This is a genomic window from Caulobacter sp. SRI_014 (assembly GCF_057586315.1).
Genome location: NZ_JBYCZQ010000014.1, coordinates 1 through 18,644, shown reverse-complemented (window position 1 = coordinate 18,644; position 18,644 = coordinate 1). Strand labels below are relative to the sequence as shown.

The 18,644-nt window shown below is 67.7% G+C and carries 22 protein-coding genes, 1 tRNA gene and 1 pseudogene; 8 read left to right on the top strand and 16 right to left on the bottom strand.

Annotated features, from left to right (window positions below; translation table 11 throughout):
• Positions 1 to 2: 2 nt before the first annotated feature.
• On the bottom strand, positions 3 to 1,010 hold the full coding sequence (locus tag AC2YG9_RS21135) for a hypothetical protein (protein WP_487299975.1): 1,008 nt from the start codon (positions 1,008 to 1,010) through the stop codon (positions 3 to 5).
• The gene (locus AC2YG9_RS21130; RefSeq protein WP_487299974.1) at positions 1,011 to 1,997 is read right to left on the bottom strand and encodes a hypothetical protein; all 987 of its coding nucleotides are present in this window, start codon (positions 1,995 to 1,997) and stop codon (positions 1,011 to 1,013) included. It lies immediately after the preceding gene.
• Between the two features lie 230 nt (positions 1,998 to 2,227).
• On the opposite strand from AC2YG9_RS21130, the gene AC2YG9_RS21125 reads away from it, so the two are divergent.
• From AC2YG9_RS21125 to AC2YG9_RS21100, 6 genes and pseudogenes are all read left to right on the top strand, one after another.
• On the top strand, positions 2,228 to 2,605 hold the full coding sequence (locus tag AC2YG9_RS21125) for a YciI family protein (protein WP_487299973.1): 378 nt from the start codon (positions 2,228 to 2,230) through the stop codon (positions 2,603 to 2,605).
• Positions 2,605 to 3,843, top strand: coding sequence for an RNA polymerase sigma factor (locus tag AC2YG9_RS21120; protein ID WP_487299972.1), 1,239 nt, complete (start codon positions 2,605 to 2,607; stop codon positions 3,841 to 3,843). Before AC2YG9_RS21125 ends, AC2YG9_RS21120 begins: the two co-directional genes overlap by 1 nt.
• Before the next feature lie 399 nt (positions 3,844 to 4,242).
• Positions 4,243 to 4,776, top strand: coding sequence for an SRPBCC family protein (locus AC2YG9_RS21115; RefSeq protein ID WP_487299971.1), 534 nt, complete (start codon positions 4,243 to 4,245; stop codon positions 4,774 to 4,776).
• 222 nt (positions 4,777 to 4,998) lie between these two features.
• Positions 4,999 to 5,196 (top strand): annotated as a pseudogene (locus AC2YG9_RS21110) (cold-shock protein); the annotation flags it as partial.
• A gap of 156 nt (positions 5,197 to 5,352) precedes the next feature.
• Positions 5,353 to 5,550 (top strand): cold-shock protein, encoded by a 198-nt coding sequence (locus tag AC2YG9_RS21105; RefSeq protein WP_487300086.1) that lies wholly within the window; start codon positions 5,353 to 5,355, stop codon positions 5,548 to 5,550.
• A 71-nt stretch (positions 5,551 to 5,621) separates the two neighbouring features.
• Positions 5,622 to 6,158 carry a GNAT family N-acetyltransferase gene (locus AC2YG9_RS21100; protein WP_487299970.1) on the top strand — a complete coding sequence of 179 codons (537 nt, stop codon included), beginning with the start codon at positions 5,622 to 5,624 and terminating at the stop codon, positions 6,156 to 6,158.
• Here the strand turns inward: AC2YG9_RS21100 and AC2YG9_RS21095 are convergent.
• From AC2YG9_RS21095 to AC2YG9_RS21050, 10 genes are all read right to left on the bottom strand, one after another.
• Positions 6,155 to 7,183: an SAM-dependent methyltransferase gene (locus AC2YG9_RS21095; protein ID WP_487299969.1), complete on the bottom strand. Its 1,029-nt coding sequence runs from the start codon at positions 7,181 to 7,183 to the stop codon at positions 6,155 to 6,157. The genes AC2YG9_RS21100 and AC2YG9_RS21095 overlap by 4 nt on opposite strands.
• A 4-nt stretch (positions 7,184 to 7,187) precedes the next feature.
• On the bottom strand, positions 7,188 to 7,985 hold the full coding sequence (locus AC2YG9_RS21090) for a DUF1295 domain-containing protein (RefSeq protein ID WP_487299968.1): 798 nt from the start codon (positions 7,983 to 7,985) through the stop codon (positions 7,188 to 7,190).
• Positions 7,986 to 8,025: 40 nt separating this feature from the next.
• Positions 8,026 to 8,790, bottom strand: coding sequence for a TSUP family transporter (locus AC2YG9_RS21085; protein ID WP_487299967.1), 765 nt, complete (start codon positions 8,788 to 8,790; stop codon positions 8,026 to 8,028).
• Between the two features lie 5 nt (positions 8,791 to 8,795).
• A tRNA-Val gene (locus AC2YG9_RS21080) sits at positions 8,796 to 8,872 on the bottom strand.
• A 42-nt stretch (positions 8,873 to 8,914) separates the two neighbouring features.
• Entirely contained in the window at positions 8,915 to 9,367 is a 453-nt protein-coding gene (locus tag AC2YG9_RS21075) for a DUF1036 domain-containing protein (RefSeq protein ID WP_487299966.1), read from the bottom strand.
• Positions 9,368 to 9,440: 73 nt separating this feature from the next.
• Positions 9,441 to 9,878 carry a DUF1036 domain-containing protein gene (locus tag AC2YG9_RS21070; RefSeq protein ID WP_487299965.1) on the bottom strand — a complete coding sequence of 146 codons (438 nt, stop codon included), beginning with the start codon at positions 9,876 to 9,878 and terminating at the stop codon, positions 9,441 to 9,443.
• A gap of 86 nt (positions 9,879 to 9,964) precedes the next feature.
• Positions 9,965 to 10,240, bottom strand: a complete 276-nt coding sequence (locus AC2YG9_RS21065; protein WP_271065445.1) for an HU family DNA-binding protein — start codon at positions 10,238 to 10,240, stop codon at positions 9,965 to 9,967.
• 167 nt (positions 10,241 to 10,407) lie between these two features.
• Positions 10,408 to 12,807 (bottom strand): endopeptidase La, encoded by a 2,400-nt coding sequence (lon, locus tag AC2YG9_RS21060; RefSeq protein WP_487299964.1) that lies wholly within the window; start codon positions 12,805 to 12,807, stop codon positions 10,408 to 10,410.
• Positions 12,808 to 12,972: 165 nt separating this feature from the next.
• Positions 12,973 to 13,410 carry a hypothetical protein gene (locus tag AC2YG9_RS21055; RefSeq protein ID WP_487299963.1) on the bottom strand — a complete coding sequence of 146 codons (438 nt, stop codon included), beginning with the start codon at positions 13,408 to 13,410 and terminating at the stop codon, positions 12,973 to 12,975.
• Between the two features lie 75 nt (positions 13,411 to 13,485).
• Positions 13,486 to 13,695: a hypothetical protein gene (locus AC2YG9_RS21050; RefSeq protein ID WP_487299962.1), complete on the bottom strand. Its 210-nt coding sequence runs from the start codon at positions 13,693 to 13,695 to the stop codon at positions 13,486 to 13,488.
• A 143-nt stretch (positions 13,696 to 13,838) separates the two neighbouring features.
• Between AC2YG9_RS21050 and AC2YG9_RS21045 the strand changes: the two genes are divergently transcribed.
• On the top strand, positions 13,839 to 14,186 hold the full coding sequence (locus tag AC2YG9_RS21045) for an ArsR/SmtB family transcription factor (RefSeq protein ID WP_487299961.1): 348 nt from the start codon (positions 13,839 to 13,841) through the stop codon (positions 14,184 to 14,186).
• On the top strand, positions 14,179 to 14,649 hold the full coding sequence (locus AC2YG9_RS21040; RefSeq protein ID WP_487299960.1) for an SRPBCC family protein: 471 nt from the start codon (positions 14,179 to 14,181) through the stop codon (positions 14,647 to 14,649). The genes AC2YG9_RS21045 and AC2YG9_RS21040 overlap by 8 nt, the downstream gene beginning before the upstream one ends.
• Positions 14,650 to 14,655: 6 nt before the next feature.
• Here the strand turns inward: AC2YG9_RS21040 and AC2YG9_RS21035 are convergent, their stop codons facing one another.
• The 4 genes from AC2YG9_RS21035 to AC2YG9_RS21020 are packed head-to-tail and all read right to left on the bottom strand — an operon-like array spanning position 14,656 to position 18,591.
• Positions 14,656 to 15,075 (bottom strand): hypothetical protein, encoded by a 420-nt coding sequence (locus AC2YG9_RS21035; protein ID WP_487299959.1) that lies wholly within the window; start codon positions 15,073 to 15,075, stop codon positions 14,656 to 14,658.
• Between the two features lie 22 nt (positions 15,076 to 15,097).
• Positions 15,098 to 16,864: a VanW family protein gene (locus AC2YG9_RS21030; RefSeq protein ID WP_487299958.1), complete on the bottom strand. Its 1,767-nt coding sequence runs from the start codon at positions 16,862 to 16,864 to the stop codon at positions 15,098 to 15,100.
• Positions 16,861 to 17,499 carry a LysE family translocator gene (locus tag AC2YG9_RS21025; RefSeq protein ID WP_487299957.1) on the bottom strand — a complete coding sequence of 213 codons (639 nt, stop codon included), beginning with the start codon at positions 17,497 to 17,499 and terminating at the stop codon, positions 16,861 to 16,863. Before AC2YG9_RS21025 ends, AC2YG9_RS21030 begins: the two co-directional genes overlap by 4 nt.
• Before the next feature lie 3 nt (positions 17,500 to 17,502).
• Complete coding sequence (locus tag AC2YG9_RS21020; RefSeq protein WP_487299956.1) at positions 17,503 to 18,591, bottom strand: S41 family peptidase; 1,089 nt, start codon at positions 18,589 to 18,591, stop codon at positions 17,503 to 17,505.
• Positions 18,592 to 18,644: the final 53 nt, after the last annotated feature.

The window sequence follows — 18,644 nt, the reverse complement described above, 5'->3', positions numbered from 1 at the left end:
CTTCAGGCGGCGGAGGCGCTCTCCAGCGCCGTCTGCGCATAGTCGGCGGCAAGGGCGTAGCTGATGATGTTCATCGCCGTCAGGGTGTTGATGTGATCGCGCAGCAGCTGGCGCAGGCGGACGGTTCCGGCCCCGTCCAGCGCCAGCATGCCGGCCGCCTCTCCGTCGCGCAGCATGCGGGTGAAGTGGGGCCGCGAGACGCCGCTGCGCCGCGCCAGATCGGCGATACTGATCCGGTAGGGCTCGGGCGTCGGCCACTCCTCGCCGGCCGGCGCGGCCAGCACCAGGCTCCACAGCATGCTCATCCCCGACCGCCGCCTGGTCAGCACCGCCAGGGTCTGCTCGCGGGTAACGGAGTTGACCAGCCAGCCGGCGACCAGCCCGTCGCTGACCTGCAGGGCCACCTGGTCGAACACCGCATCGTCCGTCTCCAGCCGCCCGCCCATGGCCAGGGCCACCGGGTCCATCGGACCGATGGCGCGAAGGCTCAGCGCGAGCCGGGTCCGAAAGCCCTGCCGCAGCCGCGCCGTCGGCTGGAACCGTCGCTCGCGGCGGTCGTCGGAGGCCGGGGCCGGCTCGATGTAGCCGATGAACCGCAGATAGCCGAAGGTCGCCCAGGCGAAGGTCCGGCTGCCGACCTGCAGGGTTTCCAGGAGGGCGTTGAACCGCGAGAAGGTCAGCCCGCCCGGCCCCGCCGCCAGCCCCAGGCACCAGATCGCCGCCACATAGCGCACCACCTCGCGCAGCACGTGGTTCATGGTCGGGTTGTCGCCGACCGGGATTTCGTTCTCGGCCAGGGCCAGGGCCACCGCGCGATAGGCCGGGTGGCTCTGCACGCGGATGAAATTGGCCTCGTTCAGCTGGTCGCGCAGCGACAGCAGGATGTCGTCCGACACCGCATGCACCGGCGAGTCCTTGCGGGCGGCGGTCTCGCGCCGCAGCCGCTGCTCGGCCCGCACCTGCTCGATCTTGCCGGCCAGCCGGGCGTCGTTGAACACCATCCGGGGCATTCAGGCCGCCTGGTCGCGTTGCAGCGCTTCCTCGGTGTAGCGGGCGGCCAGGCCAAAGCAGATCACGTTAAAGGCGACCAGGGCGTTCATCTCGTCGCGCAGCGGCTGCGCCAGGGTCAGCATCCCGCCGCTGTCCAGGCTGAGCAGCCCGGCCGCTTCCGCCTGGCGCAGCATCCGGGTGAAGTGCGGCCGCGAAACCCCGGACCACCGGGCCAGCTCGGCGACCTTGACGGGAAAAGGCCGCGCCGAAGGCCAGGCGTTGTCGTCCGGCGCCGCCTTGATCAGCGCCCACTGCATGGCAGATCCGGACCGGCGGCGGTTGATTACCGCCAGAAGCCCCGGCCCCTCCGTCTGCTCGACCAACGCCCCGGCCAGCATGCCGTCGCTGCAGTTGCGCACCACGGCGTCATAAACCCGGTCCTCTTTGGCGATGCGGTCGCCGATGGCGCCGGCCATCGGGTCCATTGCCCGGATCGCCTTCAGTCCGGCCGCCAGATGCCCGCGCAAAGCCTTGTGCAACAGGGGCGTCGGCTGGAACCGCTTCTCGCGCCGGTCGCCGGCGTCCGGCGCCGGCTCGATATAGCGAAGGAACCTGAGGTAGCCGAACAGGGCGTAGGTCATCGTCCGGCTGCCGGCCCCGACCAGCTGGGTCATGCCGTGGAACCGCGCATAGGTCAGCCCACCCGGCGTCAGATGCAGCCCCATGGCCCAGATGGCCATGGTGAACCGCACAGGATCGCGCAGGGTCTCGCTCATCGGACTGGGCGCCCCCTCGCCCGGCAGCCCCAGGTCGATCATCCGGGCGATCACCTCGCGATAGGCCGGATGGCTCCAGATGGCCTGATGCCGGGCCACCGCCATCTCATCGCGGATTCGGTCCAGGTACTGGTCCAACGGCCCATGCGAATAGGGCGCGACATCGAGCCCGGGCAGGACATCGGCCCGCACCCGCTCGACACGCCGCTGAAATCGCTCGTCGTTGAACACGATCCCGCCCGCGGCCCCTCGAGGAACTTATACCCAATTCAAGTAGGGTAACGCCGGTCTGCCGCTGTTGTCGATGACCCGACATAGAGCGCCCAAACTGGGCAAAGCAGGCAAATCAAACTCCCCCTTGAAGCGGGGGAGAGCAAACGGCGCCGCTGGACATTTTTTCCCGGAGGCTGTCGGCTCGCCCAAACCTCACCCGTCCTTAGCCTGACACCCGGGAGCCCGCCATGCTGTACGCCATCTTCTGCTACAATCAGGAAGACGTGACCTCCGCCTGGGAGCCCGCCCACGAGGCCAAGGTCATGGCCGACCTGCGCGCCGTCCAGGCCCCGTTGACCGCCGCCGGCAAGCTCGGCCCCGTCGCCCGCCTGCTGCCGACGACGGCTGCTACCACCCTCCGCAAGGGCGAAGAACCCCTGGTGATCGACGGCCCCTTCGCCGAAACCAAGGAACAGCTGCTGGGCTTCTATATCCTCGACGTCGCCGACCTCGACGAGGCCCTCGGCGTCGCCAGGGACCTGGCCAAGGCCAACCCCGGTCTCGGCAGCTATGAAATCCGCCCGCTGGCCCTGTTCGACCCCGGCGCGGCCCTCGGCGCCCTCTGATGACCGATCCGGCCTGGATCCAGTCGGCCCTGACCTCGGCCCGCCCCCAGGCGGTCGGCGCCCTGCTGCGCCATTTCCGCGACCTGGACACCGCCGAGGAAGCCTTTCAGGACGCCTGCCTCCGGGCCCTGCGCACCTGGCCCGACAAGGGTCCGCCGCGCGACCCGACCGCCTGGCTGATCATGGTCGGGCGCAACGCCGGCATCGACCAGGTCCGCAAGGTCAGCCGCCTGACCGCCCTGCCGGACGAGGAACAGATCAGCGACCTCGAGGACGCCGAGCCCGACCTTGCCGAGCGCCTCGACGGGGCCGACTACCGCGACGACGTCCTGCGCCTGATGTTCATCTGCTGTCACCCGGCCCTGCCGGCCACCCAGCAGATCGCGCTGGCCCTGCGCATCGTCAGCGGCCTGACCGTCCGCCAGATCGCCAAGGCCTTCCTGGTCGGCGAGGCGGCGATGGAACAGCGTATCACCCGCGCCAAGGCCCGCATCGCCGCCGCCGGGACCAGTTTCGAAACCCCCGGCGCCGTCGAGCGCAGCGAACGCCTCGCCGCCGTCGCCGCCATGACCTACCTGATCTTCAACGAGGGCTATTCGGCCGGCCGCGACGACGCCGACAAGGGCCAGCTGGCAGCCGAGGCCATCCGCCTCGGCCGCCTGCTCCTGCGCCTGTTCCAGACCGAGCCCGAGATCATGGGCCTGACCGCCCTGATGCTGCTCCAGCAGTCGCGCGCCGACGCCCGCTTCGACGAGGCCGGCGAGGTCATCCTGCTCGATGACCAGGACCGCGGCCGCTGGAACCGCAAGATGATCGCCGAGGGCCTGGCCCTGATCGACAAGGCCATGCGCCACCGCCGGCCCGGCGCCTACCAGATCCAGGCCGCCATCGCCGCCCTGCACGCCCGCGCCGCCACGCCTGCTGACACCGATTGGCGGCAGATCGACGCCCTCTACGCCAGCCTCGAGCGGCTAAACCCCTCGCCCGTCGTCACCCTCAACCGCGCCGTCGCCGTCGCCAAATCCCTCGGCCCCGAACCGGCCCTGGCCATGGTCGAGCCGCTGGCCGACCGCCTCTCCGGCTACTTTCACTTCCACGGCCTGCGCGGCTGGCTGCTGATGCAGCTGGGCCGCCCCCGCGAGGCCCGCGAGGCCTTCGACCGCGCCATCGGCCTGGCCGGCACCCTGGCCGAGGCCACCCACATCCGAAAGCAGATCGACAGCCTGCAGGCGGGCTGACGCCGCCTCCGGGCGGATGAATATGTCTAGACATATTCATTTCGGCGGAATTCTTGCCCTGCTGATCGCGTGCGTCGCGCCGGGCCTGATTGTTGATACTCGCCTCACAAACGCATCAACATTCCCCGCCGCCGTATCAACGCCCCATCAACGCGGGCGCCAACCTTCACTGCGCCGAGACCAACCTGGAAAGCACAGGAATTCAGAGAGATAGAAAGTTCAAATCGTTCGACTGCCGGCGCGCGGGATATAATGGTGTGCCGCTTCGATAATACGGCCCTGGCCTGTCGGATCGCCGGCCCCTCGCCCGTCCTTGGGTCAGAGACAGGTGGGCGTTCAATCAGACCGTCGAGAAAGACGCCTACACGTCCGTATCATCAAGAGTTCGGGACAACCGCAATGCTCAAGATCATCCTCATCGTGCTCGGCGTCATCGCCCTTGCCATCATCGGCCTGGTGGCCTTCGCCAGCACAAAGCCCGACACCTTCGTCATCCAGCGCAGCACGACCATCAACGCCCCGCCGGAGAAGGTCTACGCCCTGATCCAGGACTTCCATCAGTGGGGCCAGTGGTCGCCGTTCGAGAAACTCGACCCGGACATGAGCCGCACCTTCGGCGAACCGGCCGCGGGCCTCGGCGGAACCTACAGCTGGGACGGCAAGAAGGCCGGAACGGGCTCCATGAAGATCAAGGAGGCGACGCCCGCTCGCCGCGTCGCCATCGCGCTCGACTTCACCAAGCCCTTCCCGGCCAGCAACACCGCCACTTTCGACCTCGAACCCGTCGGTGACGGCACAAGGGTGACCTGGGCCATGACAGGCAAATCTCCCCTGATGTTCAAGGTCATGGACACCCTGATGGGCATGGACAAGACCCTCGGAAAGGACTTCGACAAGGGCCTGGCCGACATGAAGGCCGCCGCCGAAAAGTGAGCCGACCTGCCTCCCTTCCGCCACATGCGGCGCCCAACCTCAGGGTGCGGAAGGGAGATAGCTCAAAGCAGGGCGTGAAAAACTTCAAACGTCGTTCGCCCGAACGGCACGGTAACATCTAGCGCTCTTGCCACTATGCGGCTAAATCCACCGGTCGATCCCGCCATCGTGGCGGAATTCTCGGCCGCCCGCGGGCGGCCACTACTCTACTAGGACGACTACATGGCGCGCGGTACGGTCAAATGGTTCAACGGGGCCAAGGGTTTTGGCTTCATCCAACCCGATGATGGGGGCAGCGATGTCTTCGTCCACATCTCGGCAGTCGAGCAAGCTGGCCTGCATGGCCTGAACGACGGCGATCAAGTCAACTACGAGCTGGAACAGGACCGCCGCAGCGGCAAACTGTCGGCCGGCCAACTGGTTGTCACCGGCAGCGGCCCGCCCCCGAGCGGCGGCGCCCGTGGCGGTTTCGACCGTCCGCAACGCTCGTTCGATCGTCCGCCGCGCTCCTTCGACGGCCCCCGCGCCGGCGGTGGCGGCGGTGGCTCGCGTGAACCGGCCGGTCCGGGTTCGGGCGTGGTCAAGTGGTTCAACGGCACCAAGGGCTTCGGCTTCATCCAGCCCAACGACGGTGGCGGCGACGTGTTCGTCCACATCTCGGCGGTTGAGCAAGCCGGCCTGCGTGGCCTCAACGAAGGCCAGGCCGTCTCCTACGACCTCGAGCAGGATCGTCGCAGCGGCAAGACCTCGGCGACCAACCTCCGCCTCGACTAAGAGCTTCCAAGGGCCGGTTCCATCAGGGACCGGCCCTTTCTCTTTCTGATTATTTCCGGGTGAGCCACCGAGTGACTCCTGCCCTCTCCGCCGCGCCGGTGCTCGAAACCGAACGCCTCATCCTGCGCGGCCATACTCCCGACGACTTCGACGCCTGCCTCAGCCTCTGGAGCGATCCCGAGGTCACCCGCTTCATCGGCGGCCGGCCGGCCAGTGGCGAAGAGGTCTGGGCCCGCACGCTGCGCTACGTCGGCCACTGGCAAGCCCTGGGCTACGGCTTCTGGGCTATCGTCGAAAAATCTTCGGGCCGCTTCGTCGGCGAGGCCGGCTTCGCCGACTTCCACCGTGACATCTCCCCCAGCCTTGCCGGCATGCCGGAAATGGGCTGGGCCCTGATGCCCTGGTCGCACGGCAAGGGCTATGCGACGGAGGCCATCGCCGGCGCCATCGCCTGGGGCCAGTCGGTCTTCACCGCCCCCACCTGCTGTATCATCTCACCGGGCAACGGCCCCTCGATCCGCGTCGCCGAAAAGCTCGGCTTCCAGGAACTGGCTCACACCACCTACCACGGCGAGCCGACCATCATCTTCCGACGGGACTGGGTCTAGCGCACCGGCCGCAGCAGGTAGTGACTCACGCCCCACTCCTGCCCGTCGCGATGGCCGAACAGCCCGGCCGTGGCCAGGAAGAACAGTCGCCAGCGCCGCCGCCAGACGCCTGCCTGGTCGCCATAGGTCGCCTTCATGATCCGCCGCACGGCCAGGTCCTCGCGGTCCATGTTGGCCAGCCAGTCCAGGGCCGTCTTCTCATAATGGCCGCCGTTCCATTTCCAGTCCTCGATGACCTCGAACAGGTCGCCGAAATCGCGGATCAGGTCGTGGCTGGGCATGAAGCCGCCGGTGAAGAAGTACTTCCCGATCCAGTCGTCCTGGTCCTCGTGGCTGAACCGGTAGGGCTGCGAGCGATGGCTGAAGATGTGGATGAACAGCCGCCCCTCGGGCTTCAGCCAGTCGCGCACCCGGCCCAGCAGCTGGCCCCAGTTGGCCATGTGCTCGAACATCTCGACCGACACCACCCGGTCGAACGTCCCGTCCGGCTGGAAGACATTGGCGTCGGCCGTGATGACCTTGAGGTTGTCATAGCCCCGCGCCCGCGCCTGGGCCTCGATATGCTCGCGCTGGCCGTGGGAGTTGGACACGCTGGTGATCCGCGCGTTTGGGTACCGCGCCGCCATCCACAGGGACAGCGAACCCCAGCCACAGCCAAGCTCGAGGATGTCCATGCCATCCTCCAGCCGCGCATGCTCGCAGGTCACCGTCAGGGCCCGGTCCTCGGCCTGGGACAGGGTCCGCGCACCCTGGTCATAGAGGCAGCTTGAGTACTTCAGCCTCGGCCCCAGCACGATGCGGAAGAACTCTGCCGGCACCTCATAGTGCTGGTCGTTGGCGGCGTCGGTGTGCTCGGCGATGGCGCGGGTCCGCATGTCCTGGGCGAATTGCCCCGGCAGACTGTCCGGCAGGCCCAGCAGTTCCAGCCGCTGCTTCTCGACCAGCCAGCTGATCGCCGCCTTGCGGATCATGTCGGGCGCGGGAAGGCTCTCGGCGGCATTGATGGCGGTCTTCAGGAGATCCATGGGCTTACGCTTTCGGCGGCAGGGGGAAGAAGGAAGACACACGGGCCTGGTAGTCGGCGTAGGCCTGGCCCCGCGATTTCAGCATGGCCTGCTCGAGCGGCGGCACGCCGGAGACCTTGATCAGCAGCCAGGCCATGAAGGCCGGCCCGATCAGCGCCAGCCAGCCCCAGGGCCAGGCTGTCAGCGATGTTCCCAGGGCCATCACCGGCCACGCCAGCCAGATGGTCCACTCAAAGAAATAGTTGGGATGCCGCGACCAGCCCCACAGGCCGACGTCGCAGACCTTGCCCTTGTTCTTGGGGTCCCGCTTGAACCGCGCCAGTTGCGCGTCCGCCAGGCTCTCGCCGGCGATGCCGCCGACCATGATCAGCCCCGCCGCGATATCGCTCCAGGCCAGGCCTGGCGCGGGATTGCGAGCCGCCACCAGGATGGCCAGACACAGCAAGGCCCCCGCCACCGCCTGCGACTGCAGGAAGCCGAACATCCGCCGCTGAAAGCGCGCGCCCCAGGCCTTGCGGAAACCGGCGTAGCGCGGGTCCTCGTCCGGCGCTTCCGACACCCGGCGTCGCAGATGCGCGCCCAGCCGCAATGACCAGATCAGGATCAATCCGCCGGCGATCCACTGGCGCGGACTCGTCTCACCCCCAAGCGGCCAGAGGGCGGCGACCGCCCCGGCGGGTCCCATGCCGAAGCTCCAGAAGACGTCGGTCCAGCCGCCATTGGCCACCGCCCGCTGGTACGACCAGGCCATGGTCATCCAGACGCTCAAGCCAAGGGCCACGGCGGCGGCGAGAAGGATCATGTCCATATCTACGCACGGCGCCTTCGACTGGATTGGGGCCTCAGGCCTGAAACAGCCTCCAGGCCTGATAAAGATAGACCGCCCCCACTGCGGTCACGATCCAGCGCGTCCATTTGAGGAAGGACACGTCGGTCAGCCGGTCGAGGATCTTCCCCCCGACCATGGTCCCGGCGATCGACAGCGGGGCCGCGAGGACGAACACCCACCAGGGCGGAACCCCCTCCCCGCCCAGCCGCAGCAGCGGCGCGCCGAACACCACCACCTTGGCCAGATGACTGAACACCTGGGTCCCGGCCTTGGTCGCGACGATCTGGTGGCGGGTCATCTCCGTGCGCACGAAGAAGATGTCGAGCAGCGGCCCGGCCACCCCGGCCAGCAGGTTCAACCCCGTGACCAGCAGCCCGCAGGCCAGCGCCTGTGGCGGTTTGGCCGCATCCAGCGACAGCCAACCCCGAGGCAGCCAGACCAGGATCGGGCACAGGCCGAGAAGCAGGAACAGCAGCGGCTTAGATGGGCTGTAGCTGACCAGTGTGACGATGATCCCGGCTACGAGAGCGCCCGCCGCATAGAGGCCGATGATCCGCCAATTCAGGTGCTTTCGATGCAGGATCGCCCGCGAGCCGTTGGCGACGATCTGGATCACCCCATGCGTCACGAAGGCCGCCGACACCGGCAGCACCAGCGCCAACGCCCCCATCAGCACCAGCCCGCCCGCCAGCCCGAACACCCCGGTCAGCACCGCGGTCAGGAAGGCAACGACGAGGATGAAGGCGCTGGTGGCGGCGGTGATTGCGCGATCCCCCAAAGGATTGGTGGGCGACGACGGATTCGAACCGCCGACCCTCTCGGTGTAAACGAGATGCTCTAACCAGCTGAGCTAGTCGCCCGCGCCGGTGGGATGTAGCCGCTGCGGCTCCCGGACGGAAGCCTTACGGGTTATAGTTGATGGTCTTGGTCGCCAGGCCGGTGACGTCGGTCACGCCAAAGCCGACAAGCAGGTCGCCGGCGCAACTGTAGTCCGCCGTATTGATCCGCTTGAACGGCCCCGGTCGCTCGACGCAGAGGGTGAAATCGCCGCCCCAGTCGCCGTCACTCTCATCCTCGGCATAGTCGTAAATCTTGCCGTCGTTGGGCAGGCTCAACAGGATGCAGCTGTTGCCGTTGATCAGCTTCCACCCCTCGACCACCCAGCGCTCCGAGCCGGGCGCTTCCCGGTAGCCGACCGACAGATAGATCCTTCCGGAAGTCTTGTTACAGAAGCTCACGTCCACATAGCCGGCGCGCGGCGAGGACGTGTTGCTCTGGGCAGTGGCCAACGGCGCTAGGGTGGCCGCCAGCAGAAGCGCGGCCATCGCCGCTGTAACAGGTCGATAGACGGACATGCTCAAACCCCGCAGGATCAGACCTGCGGGAATGAGGCCTCCATTTCAACGGCTTTGCAAGAGCGGCGTTCGCTCACCAATCCTCGGTGAGATTGATCGTGTCGCTGGTTTTGCCCTGCATGTTTTCCTTCGAGAAGCCGAACATCACGCCGTCGGTGCAGGCTTGGCCCGGCGTGTAGACACGCCGAAAGCCATGGGCGCGATCAACGCAGATCAACGTCTCGCCGCCCCAGACCGTGTCGGCGTCGGAGGCGTACAGATAGAAATCGTCATGGCTCGGGACCTGCAGCGTGACGCAGGTGTCGACGTCGACGTGGCGCCATCCCTCGGCCACCCATCGCGACGATCCCGGCGCCTCGCGGTAGCTGACCGCCAGAATCACGCTGACGATCGATTGGTTGCAGACGCTCAAGGATGAGGGCCCGGTTTGGGCGTGGGCGGGCATCGCCCCATAGCCTGGCCCGGATACGGCGACGATCAGGGCGCACAGCAGAAATGGCTTGACCGGCATATCGATCACTCCCCAGGTCGGCGCACCGACAGGGCCAGATCCAGCATCCTGGGATCGCGCGAGCGCCCTGCCGGCGCGTCCAGAGATCAGCCGTTGAGGGCGGACTTCAGGCCTTCGCCGACCTGGAAGCGGGCGGTCTTGCTGGCCGGGCGCTTGACGGTCTCGCCGGTGCGCGGATTGCGGGCCGTGCCCGCCGCGCGGGAGACGGCCTTGAAGGCGCCAAAGCCGACCAGACGCACGTCCTCGCCCTTCTTGAGCGAAGCGGTCACCGCCGCGGTGAAGGCTTCGAGGGCGGCCCCCGCCTGGGTCTTGTTCAATCCCGCGCCGTCCGCGATCGCGGCGACCAGTTCGGCCTTCGTCATACGCAGTCTCCCAGCAGAAATCCGTTGTGCGGCGCGGCGTTCGCGTCTGGCGCGAGCCCCCTCGCCTGCAACGATTATGAAGGCTGGCGGCAGGCCGTCAAAAGAAACGCGGCCCGAGTCGCCCCGGGCCGCGCACATTATCGACGTTCACATACCAATGTTTACCCTTAGTGGGTAATCACGGCATCCCCGTCCGCTTCTTCGGCCTTCGCAGGCGCAACAACCGGCTCGTCGTCTTCCGACCACTCGATGGCGACCGGAGCACTGGTCAGAGCCCGCGCAATGGCTTGATCCACCGTCGAGATCGGGACGATTTCGAGGGCGTCCTTCACCGTCTGCGGCACGTCGGCCAGGTCCTTCTCGTTCTCCTGCGGGATGAGGACGGTCTTGATCCCCGAGCGCAGGGCGGCCAGCAACTTTTCCTTCAGGCCGCCGATCGGCAGGACGCGGCCCCGCAGGGTCACCTCCCCGGTCATGGCGATGTCCTTGCGGATCGGAATGCCGGTCAGCACCGAAATGATGGCGATGGCCATGGCGACGCCGGCCGACGGCCCGTCCTTGGGCGTGGCGCCTTCCGGAACGTGGACGTGGACGTCGGTCTTCTCGAACTGCGGCGGCTTGATGCCGAACTTGGTCGAGCGCGACCGCACGTAGGAGTTCGCCGCGGCGATGGACTCCTTCATGACGTCCTTGAGATTGCCGGTGATCGACATGCGGCCCTTGCCGGGCATCTTGACCGCCTCGATGGTCAGGATTTCGCCGCCGAACTCGGTCCAGGCCAGACCGGTGACAATACCGACCTGGTCTTCCTCGTCCGTCTCGCCGTAGCGGTACTTCTGGATGCCGGCGTACTTGGCCAGGCGTTCGTCGTCGATGGTGATCGACTTGACGTCCTCACGGGCCAGATCGCGCACGGCCTTCCGCGCCAGGTTGCCCAGTTCCCGCTCCAGCGACCGCACGCCGGCTTCCCGGGTGTAGTAGCGGATCAGGTCCTGGATGGCCTTTTCGGGCACGACGAAGTCTTCCGGCGTCAGGCCGTGGTCCTTGGTCAGCTTGGGCAGCACGTGCCGCTTGGCGATCTCGATCTTCTCGGCCTCGGTGTAGCCGGGGATGCGGATGATCTCCATGCGGTCCAGCAGGGGTTGGGGCATGTTGAGGCTGTTGGCCGTGGTGACGAACATCGTCTGCGACAGGTCGTAGTCGACCTCGAGATAGTGGTCGGCGAAGGTCGAGTTCTGGGCCGGGTCCAGCACCTCGAGCAGGGCCGAGGACGGATCGCCGCGATAGTCGCTGCCCATCTTGTCGATCTCGTCGAACAGGAAGAACGGGTCGACCGCCTTGGCCTTCTTCATCGACTGGATGATCTTGCCGGGCATCGAGCCGATGTAGGTCCGACGGTGACCGCGGATCTCGGCCTCGTCGCGCACGCCGCCGAGCGACAGGCGCACGAACTCACGGCTGGTCGCCTTGGCGATCGAACGGCCGAGCGAAGTCTTGCCGACGCCGGGCGGGCCGACGAGGCAGAGGATGGGGCCCTTGAGGCTGTTGGTCCGCGACTGGACCGCCAGGTACTCGAGGATGCGCTCCTTCACCTTCTCCAGGCCGTAGTGATCCTCTTCGAGGATGGCCTCGGCCTTGGCGATGTCGATCTTCTTCGGCTTGGCCTTGCCCCACGGGATCGAGAGCAGCCAGTCGAGGTAGTTGCGCACCACCGTGCTTTCGGCCGACATCGGGCTCATGTTGCGCAGCTTCTTCAGCTCGCCTTCGGCCTTGGTGCGGGCCTCCTTGGAGAGCCGGGTCTTCTTGATGCGCTTTTCGAGCTCGATGAGTTCGTCGCGACCGTCGTCCTGGTCGCCCAGCTCGCGCTGGATCGCCTTCATCTGTTCGTTGAGATAGTACTCGCGCTGGGTCTTCTCCATCTGCCGCTTCACGCGGCTGCGGATCTTCTTCTCGACCTGCAGGACGGAAATCTCGCCTTCCATCAGCGAGAACACCTTCTCCAGCCGCTTCACGACGTTGAACAGCTCGAGCAGCTGCTGCTTGTCGCCGATCTTCACCGACAGGTGGGCGGCGATGCTGTCGGCCAGCTTGCCGGGCTCGGTGATGTGCGGGATCGACGCCAGGGCTTCCGGCGGGATCTTCTTGTTGAGCTTGACGTAGGCTTCGAACTGTTCGGCCACGGCGCGGCTGAGGGCTTCAGCCTCATGCTCCTCGCCATCGTCCTCGTCGAGGATGGCGGCCTCCGCCTCGTAGAAGTCCTCGGAGCCGATGAAGCGGGTGACGGCCGCGCGCTGCTTGCCCTCGACCAGCACCTTGACGGTGCCGTCGGGCAGCTTCAGCAGCTGCAGCACGGTGGCCACCACGCCGACGTCATAGATGGCGTCAGCGGCCGGATCATCGTCGGCGCTGTTCTTCTGGGTGGCCAGCAGGATCTGCTTGTCGCCGCGCATCACCTCTTCGAGGGCGCGGACGGATTTCTCGCGGCCGACGAACAGCGGCACGACCATGTGGGGGAATACGACGATGTCCCGAAGCGGCAACACCGGAAGCGTACGAAGTTCTGACATTTACCTGTCTCCTGCCCACGACCCGATAATCGGCGTCGTGGCGTACACGTTCCGTTACGAACGGGTACCTTTGCCGAGATAGTTGGGCGCTTCGCAGGCGCATTCAAGCGGACCTGCTGTCACAGGCGGGGATAAGCACCGAAAGAATCAGGAAATTCCGCGTGATTAGCGTGGCGCGAGTGTAAATCCAGGCACAGCTCGCGTCTCGACGTGCGTCGGATGGTACATGTCCATGTAGACGGCGGCGTCCAGCGGCGCGCCGCTCTTGCAGACCACTATGTAGAGATCGAGGATCGAGCCGTAGGGACCGGCGCCGACACTGCCGTCCCGCTCGAACATCGGGCGACTGCCGTCCGAGCAGCGCAGCCGTTTGAGATAGTCGCGCTCGCCGGCCGGATCATCGACCCGCACCGGGTTTTCCCTGGCGCCCAGCGGAATGCCCTTGGCATCGGCCTCGGCGGCGATGCGCGTCACCTCGGCGGCGGGCTTGCGGCCCATGAACTCCAGGAACTCGGCCTTGTCGGCATCCGTGTCCTGGGCGAGCGAAGGGCCGGCCAGGGCCAGGCTGGTCGCGAGCAGCAGTAATCCGAATGTCAGGCGCATGATGTTTCCCCCGGGGTCTTGAGGGAGAGCCTCGCGCGGCCCGACCGCCGAAGCAAGCAAATTTTACGATTGTAACTAGTCTTCGGCCGGCAGGCGGCGCTGGGCGGGCCAGACCTGCTCGATCACCGCCCAGGCGATGGAGCCGGCCAGGGCGACAAAGGCGCCCAGCCACTGCAGGGCGCTCATACCCTCGGCGGCCTTCGAGCCGATGATCCATGCGACCAGGAACACCGTGGCGCCCGACAGCCAGCGGGCGGAAAAACAGGCGCGGATCAGCTCGTTCATGACGGGACGCTCACTCGAAGACGGCAAGGCGCCCCGAATAGTGGAGCCCGGAGTCGCTGTCTCTGCGACACGGCCCCGCACCTTCGCTTGACAGCCCAACCATTATATTGCCATCTGGCTATATTGAAGTTGAGCAATGCACCATGCCTGCCGCCGACGACACCCTGGACCGCGTGTTCGCCGCCCTCGCCGACCCCACCCGCCGCGCCATTCTGGCCCGTATCGCCGGGCGCGAGGCGACGGTGAACCAGCTGGTCGACGCCTTCGACCTGGCGCAGCCGACCATCTCTAAACACCTCAAGGTGCTGGAGCGGGCCGGCCTGGTCTCCAGGGGGCGCGAGGCCCAGTTCCGCCCCGTGCGGCTGGACCCTGCGGCCCTGGCCGGGGTCGACGCCTGGCTCGGCGACTACCGCCGCTTCTGGGAAGAGAGCTTTGAGCGGCTCGATGATTATGTGAAACAACTCAAGGATATGGACGCTAAAGATGAGTGACGACACGAACGTTGCGGCCCGCACTCTGACCATTGTCCGGGTGTTCGACGCCCCGGCCCGGCTGCTGTTCAAGGCCCATGCCGAGCGCGAGCATATCATGCGGTGGTTCGGCCCGGTCGGCTGGCCGGTGACCTTCTGCGAGATGGACTTCCGGGTCGGCGGCAAGTGGCGCATGGCGATGACCGGCTCGACCGGCGTGCAGAATCCGCCCTTCGGCGGGACCTACCTGGCCATCGAACCGGACAGGTTGATCAAGTGGGACAACGGCTTCGAGATGCCCGGCGCCGAGCGGATGACGACGACCATCACCTTCGACGAACTGGACGGCAAGACCACCGTCACCTCGACCACCGTGTTCGCCTCGCAACGCATGTACGCCGAACACGTCGGGGCCGGCTTTGAACAGGGGACCAATTCCGGCATGGACCAGCTGGAACGGCATGTCGCCGGGATGTCGGCCTAAGCCCCCCTACTCCACAGAACAGGCGCCCGGCCCTTCGGGGTCGGGCGGCGCGGTGGCGCAGACCGCCCCGGTCACGTCCATCACCTCGCCCTGAAGCTGGTCGGTCCAACGCCAGACCTGCTCGAGCGTGGGGTTGAAACTACCCGGCGGCCGCAGCCATTTTGGCGCGAACCTTTGTCGACAGACCTTGCCGGAAATCCGTCCAGATCCGCAGGCCCGGGCCCGCAGGGCCTCAAGCTCCAGGGTCGTGCGATAGAGCCGACCATACTGGGCCGCGCCATCCTCGCCCTCGTCGACGCCTTCACCCATGACAGCCTCGGCGGCCCCGACCATGGCCGAGAGCCGGCCAAGCGCGATCTGTCGCTCGAAGGGATCAACGGGATCGGCGCTGAGCAGCAGGGCAAGCGCGAGCGCGGTGTTGAGCATAGCGGCCTCCGGGAATGTCCCTTCAGCCCATCACCGACTTCAGCGCCGCAATTAAGGCCGGCGCGTTGCCCGGCGGGATCAAGGTCAGCCCGTCCTGAGGGTCCAGACCGCAGGCCGGCGTGGCGATCACCGGCACGCCCGCCGCCAGGGCGCCGAGCAGGCGGCGCGGGTTGTCCTCGACCACGGCCGGCTGGACCACCACCGCGACGCCGTCCAGCCAGTCGCCGCCCGCCGGCAGGGTCTTCACCCTGTCCCAGAATCCGGCGCCCTCCAGCTCCGAGCCGGCCCGCACCACCTCCAGGTCCAGAGCCCGCGCGGCCTCGCGCACAGCCCAGGCGCCCTTGCGGGCCGCCGTCGGTCCTGGAAAAGCAATCCGTCGGCTGACAGACCCGCTGGCCGGGCCCCGGTTTGGCGCGATCCAGGCCAGGCGCTCGGCCCGCTCGCCGAACAGGACCGCCACCGCCGCGTGCGGGGTCAGGATCCTGTGCGCCGCCGCCAGAGCCTGGGCCTCGGCCGCCACCAGCGACGGATCGGCCCGGAAATCGGCCAGACTCGCCTGTTCAGGCGCGCACCCATGGGCCTCATCCAGCCGCGCCTGCAGCACGCCCATCGGCGCCCGCGTCATCAGCACGCTGAACCGCCGCCCGCCTAACCGCCCCCGCCGCCACAGATACGGCAGCAAGCTCTGGGCTACGACCACGTCGAGGTCGTCCGGCGTTAACAGTCGCTCCAGCGATCGGGCGATAGCCTCGGCCCCGGCCAGTTCGGCCAGCCGCCGCTCCGGACCCTTGGTGGCCAGCCGCCGCACCGCCGCCGACCGCCCCAGCGCCGCCAGCATCGCATCCCTCGTGCGCCCCGCCGGCGCGCCGGCCCAGAGATAGCGCGCCATCCCCCAACGCCCGCCGTCGAGCGGCAGGCCAAGGACATCGTCCGCCCCGGCCCGCTGCGCCCAAAGCGCCTGAAACTCCGGCCAGGCTTCGTCGACCAGCCAGACCTGGCGCGCAGACGCCGTCGCCGGGCTGACGCCCTCATGCCGGTAACAGCTGACCTGCTGGCAGCTATCGCAGCTGCGCGCCTCGCGCGTCGGCCCTGTTCCGGGCTCGGCACAGCCCTTGGGCGCGACCCCGTCCTGACCGGCGGGCCCGCTGAACCGCACGATCAGTTCGCCCTCGGTCAGCCGCGTCTCGATATGCAGCGGCGACGCATGGGTGAACCGCAGGTCGACATAGTTCCAGGCCACGGTCGCGTCACGCCCGTGCGTCGAGGCCGATCCTGGCACCACCTTGGAATGACCATGCCGTTCGAGAATCTCGCATCCGGCCCGCTGCGCCACATCGTAGAGGGCGTTCGACAACTGGCAGAGGCCGCCGCCGACTGCCGGCACCAGGCAGCCCTCCTGGATCATCCGCCCATCGACATAGCCGCGCCGCCGCGTCGCCTTGCCGACGATCCGCCAGAAGCTGAACACCTGCCCGGCCTCAAGCATCCCCGACCCGATCGCCGCCGTCGCCCGCCGCAGGTTCTCGACCTTGCCCCGCTGATGCCTGTGCTCGCGCGAGCGTTCGTCGGTCCACAGCCCGCTGCGCGCCTCGGCCAGCAGCACATAGTTGGCCGGCTTGGGCCCGGCCCGAAGGGGTTTCAACCCGGCGGTCAGGTTCAACAGCCCGCGCCGGGTCCGGAACACCGCCACCTTGGCGTTGAAGATCGCCCCCGACAGCCGGCTCGGCCGCTCCCACCAGTCGAGGTCGGGATCGGGCGTGAAACCGGCCGGATCGGGTCGCGAATTCATGGCGCCCGCCGCTGCAGCGCCAGGCCGATGCCGAACGCCACCAGCAGCGCCCCGGTCACCCCGTCCAGCCAGCGCACCACGGCCGTCTTCTTCAGCCACCGCCCCAGCGGCCGGGTCGCGGCGATCAAGGCGCCGAACCAGACCACCGTCTGCAACCCATGCACCCCGGCCAGCAGAAGGCTCCAGCCAAGCGGGTCGGCGCCGACCGGAATGAACTGCGGCAGGAAGCTGACGTAGAAGACCCCGACCTTGGGATTGAGCAGATTGGTCATCAGCCCGCGCAGGAACCAGCCCGCCGTAGAACTGGCCGCCGCCGACGGCGCGTCATGGGCCATGCCGCCGCCGCGCAACGCCGACCACAGCATCCTCCCACCCAGGAACAGCAGGTAACCGACCCCGGCGATCTGCAGCACCAGATAGGCCGTCCGCGACACCGCCAACAGGGCCGACAACCCCACCGCCGTCAGCACCGCCCAGACCATTACGCCCAGGATGATCCCCGCCCCTGCCGCCATGGCCCGCCGGGGCCCCTCGACCGCCGCCGTCCGCAGCACCAGGGCGGTATCGACTCCCGGGGTAACGGTCAGCAGACCGGCGGCGAGAAAGAAGGCGGCGAGGCTGGCGAACGGATCCATGGGTCAGGTCGACCGGCAGGCCGGCTGGCGATCCAGCCAGGCCTTGGCCGCCTCGACCACGGCGTCTTCCGGATCGCGCTCCAGGCCCGGTCCGGCGGCCACGATCTCGTCCGGCGCAAAGCCCTCGGGATAGGTCCGCCCGTCGCGGTCGGTCATCATGGCGACAGTAATGAGCAGGTTGGTCCCGTCCGGGAGCTGATAGCCGGCATTGGCGCTGGCCAGGCCCCGGCTCCTTTGTCCGAAGCTGCGGGTGTCGCGCCGCCCCTTGAAAGCTGCCAGCACCGCCTCGCCCGAACTCATCACCCCGTCGTCCTGCAGGATGGCGACCGGCGCGCCGGTCAGGCCAAGGTCGCGCCAGCCCTGCACGGCGAACAGCCGGTTCCCCGTCCCGCCGCCGTTGGCGATGATCGCCTCTCCGCCCCGCAGCTTGCCGTAGACCGACTTGCGACCGTACCCATCCTCTTCGCCCAGCCCCATGCCGTCACCCAGCAGCGGCGACAGGCCGGTGACCATCGGCCACATGTTGCCGCCGGTATTGCCCCGCAGATCGAGGATGTAGCCGCAGGCCGTCGGCCCCGCCTGGGCCAGGGACGCGAACAGGCCGTCGGCATAGGCCTGGGCCTCCGGCCCGCGCCCACTGACCGATGGCACGACCAGCATCAGGACCCGCCCCTGGCCGGGCAGACCAAGCATCCGATCCTCACGCACCCGCCGCTTCATGAAGGCCGATTGCGACGGGCTCACCGGACGCATCACGCCGGAGTCGATGTAGAAGGTGCGCCCGTGGCGATCGGCGTATGCCCTGTGCCGCTCCGGCGGAACCTGGACAAAGCTGTGGCCGTCTCCAAGCCCGTTCAGCAGCACCACATAGGCCGGCAGCAGATCGAGTTCGTCCCGGGCCCCGACGGCGGCGGCCCGCACCCGCGCCTCGAGCGCCGGCCAGTCGACATGATTACTGCGATAGGCCCGCTGCCGCACACCGGCGATCGCCTGGCTGAGCAGGGGCTCGGGATTGAAGGGCTCGGCCCCCGCCACGGGCCCGGCCAGCAGGCCAAGACCAAGCAACGCGATCATCAACAGCTTGCGGCCCATGCGCGCCTCCGTCGCCAAGCTACCGGCGAACAGCGTGAGCCGACAAGACGGCA

What these genes read in the sequence shown, in the direction of transcription:
- AC2YG9_RS21135 (WP_487299975.1), bottom strand. Translation starts at nt 1,010, where the DNA reads ATGCCCCGGATGGTGTTCAACGACGCCCGGCTGGCCGGCAAGATCGAG.
- AC2YG9_RS21125 (WP_487299973.1), top strand. Translation starts at nt 2,228, where the DNA reads ATGCTGTACGCCATCTTCTGCTACAATCAGGAAGACGTGACCTCCGCC.
- AC2YG9_RS21120 (WP_487299972.1), top strand. Translation starts at nt 2,605, where the DNA reads ATGACCGATCCGGCCTGGATCCAGTCGGCCCTGACCTCGGCCCGCCCC.
- AC2YG9_RS21115 (WP_487299971.1), top strand. Translation starts at nt 4,243, where the DNA reads ATGCTCAAGATCATCCTCATCGTGCTCGGCGTCATCGCCCTTGCCATC.
- AC2YG9_RS21095 (WP_487299969.1), bottom strand. Translation starts at nt 7,183, where the DNA reads ATGGATCTCCTGAAGACCGCCATCAATGCCGCCGAGAGCCTTCCCGCG.
- AC2YG9_RS21090 (WP_487299968.1), bottom strand. Translation starts at nt 7,985, where the DNA reads ATGATCCTTCTCGCCGCCGCCGTGGCCCTTGGCTTGAGCGTCTGGATG.
- AC2YG9_RS21075 (WP_487299966.1), bottom strand. Translation starts at nt 9,367, where the DNA reads ATGTCCGTCTATCGACCTGTTACAGCGGCGATGGCCGCGCTTCTGCTG.
- AC2YG9_RS21070 (WP_487299965.1), bottom strand. Translation starts at nt 9,878, where the DNA reads ATGCCGGTCAAGCCATTTCTGCTGTGCGCCCTGATCGTCGCCGTATCC.
- AC2YG9_RS21065 (WP_271065445.1), bottom strand. Translation starts at nt 10,240, where the DNA reads ATGACGAAGGCCGAACTGGTCGCCGCGATCGCGGACGGCGCGGGATTG.
- lon (WP_487299964.1), bottom strand. Translation starts at nt 12,807, where the DNA reads ATGTCAGAACTTCGTACGCTTCCGGTGTTGCCGCTTCGGGACATCGTC.
- AC2YG9_RS21055 (WP_487299963.1), bottom strand. Translation starts at nt 13,410, where the DNA reads ATGCGCCTGACATTCGGATTACTGCTGCTCGCGACCAGCCTGGCCCTG.
- AC2YG9_RS21050 (WP_487299962.1), bottom strand. Translation starts at nt 13,695, where the DNA reads ATGAACGAGCTGATCCGCGCCTGTTTTTCCGCCCGCTGGCTGTCGGGC.
- AC2YG9_RS21045 (WP_487299961.1), top strand. Translation starts at nt 13,839, where the DNA reads ATGCCTGCCGCCGACGACACCCTGGACCGCGTGTTCGCCGCCCTCGCC.
- AC2YG9_RS21040 (WP_487299960.1), top strand. Translation starts at nt 14,179, where the DNA reads ATGAGTGACGACACGAACGTTGCGGCCCGCACTCTGACCATTGTCCGG.
- AC2YG9_RS21035 (WP_487299959.1), bottom strand. Translation starts at nt 15,075, where the DNA reads ATGCTCAACACCGCGCTCGCGCTTGCCCTGCTGCTCAGCGCCGATCCC.
- AC2YG9_RS21030 (WP_487299958.1), bottom strand. Translation starts at nt 16,864, where the DNA reads ATGAATTCGCGACCCGATCCGGCCGGTTTCACGCCCGATCCCGACCTC.
- AC2YG9_RS21025 (WP_487299957.1), bottom strand. Translation starts at nt 17,499, where the DNA reads ATGGATCCGTTCGCCAGCCTCGCCGCCTTCTTTCTCGCCGCCGGTCTG.
- AC2YG9_RS21020 (WP_487299956.1), bottom strand. Translation starts at nt 18,591, where the DNA reads ATGGGCCGCAAGCTGTTGATGATCGCGTTGCTTGGTCTTGGCCTGCTG.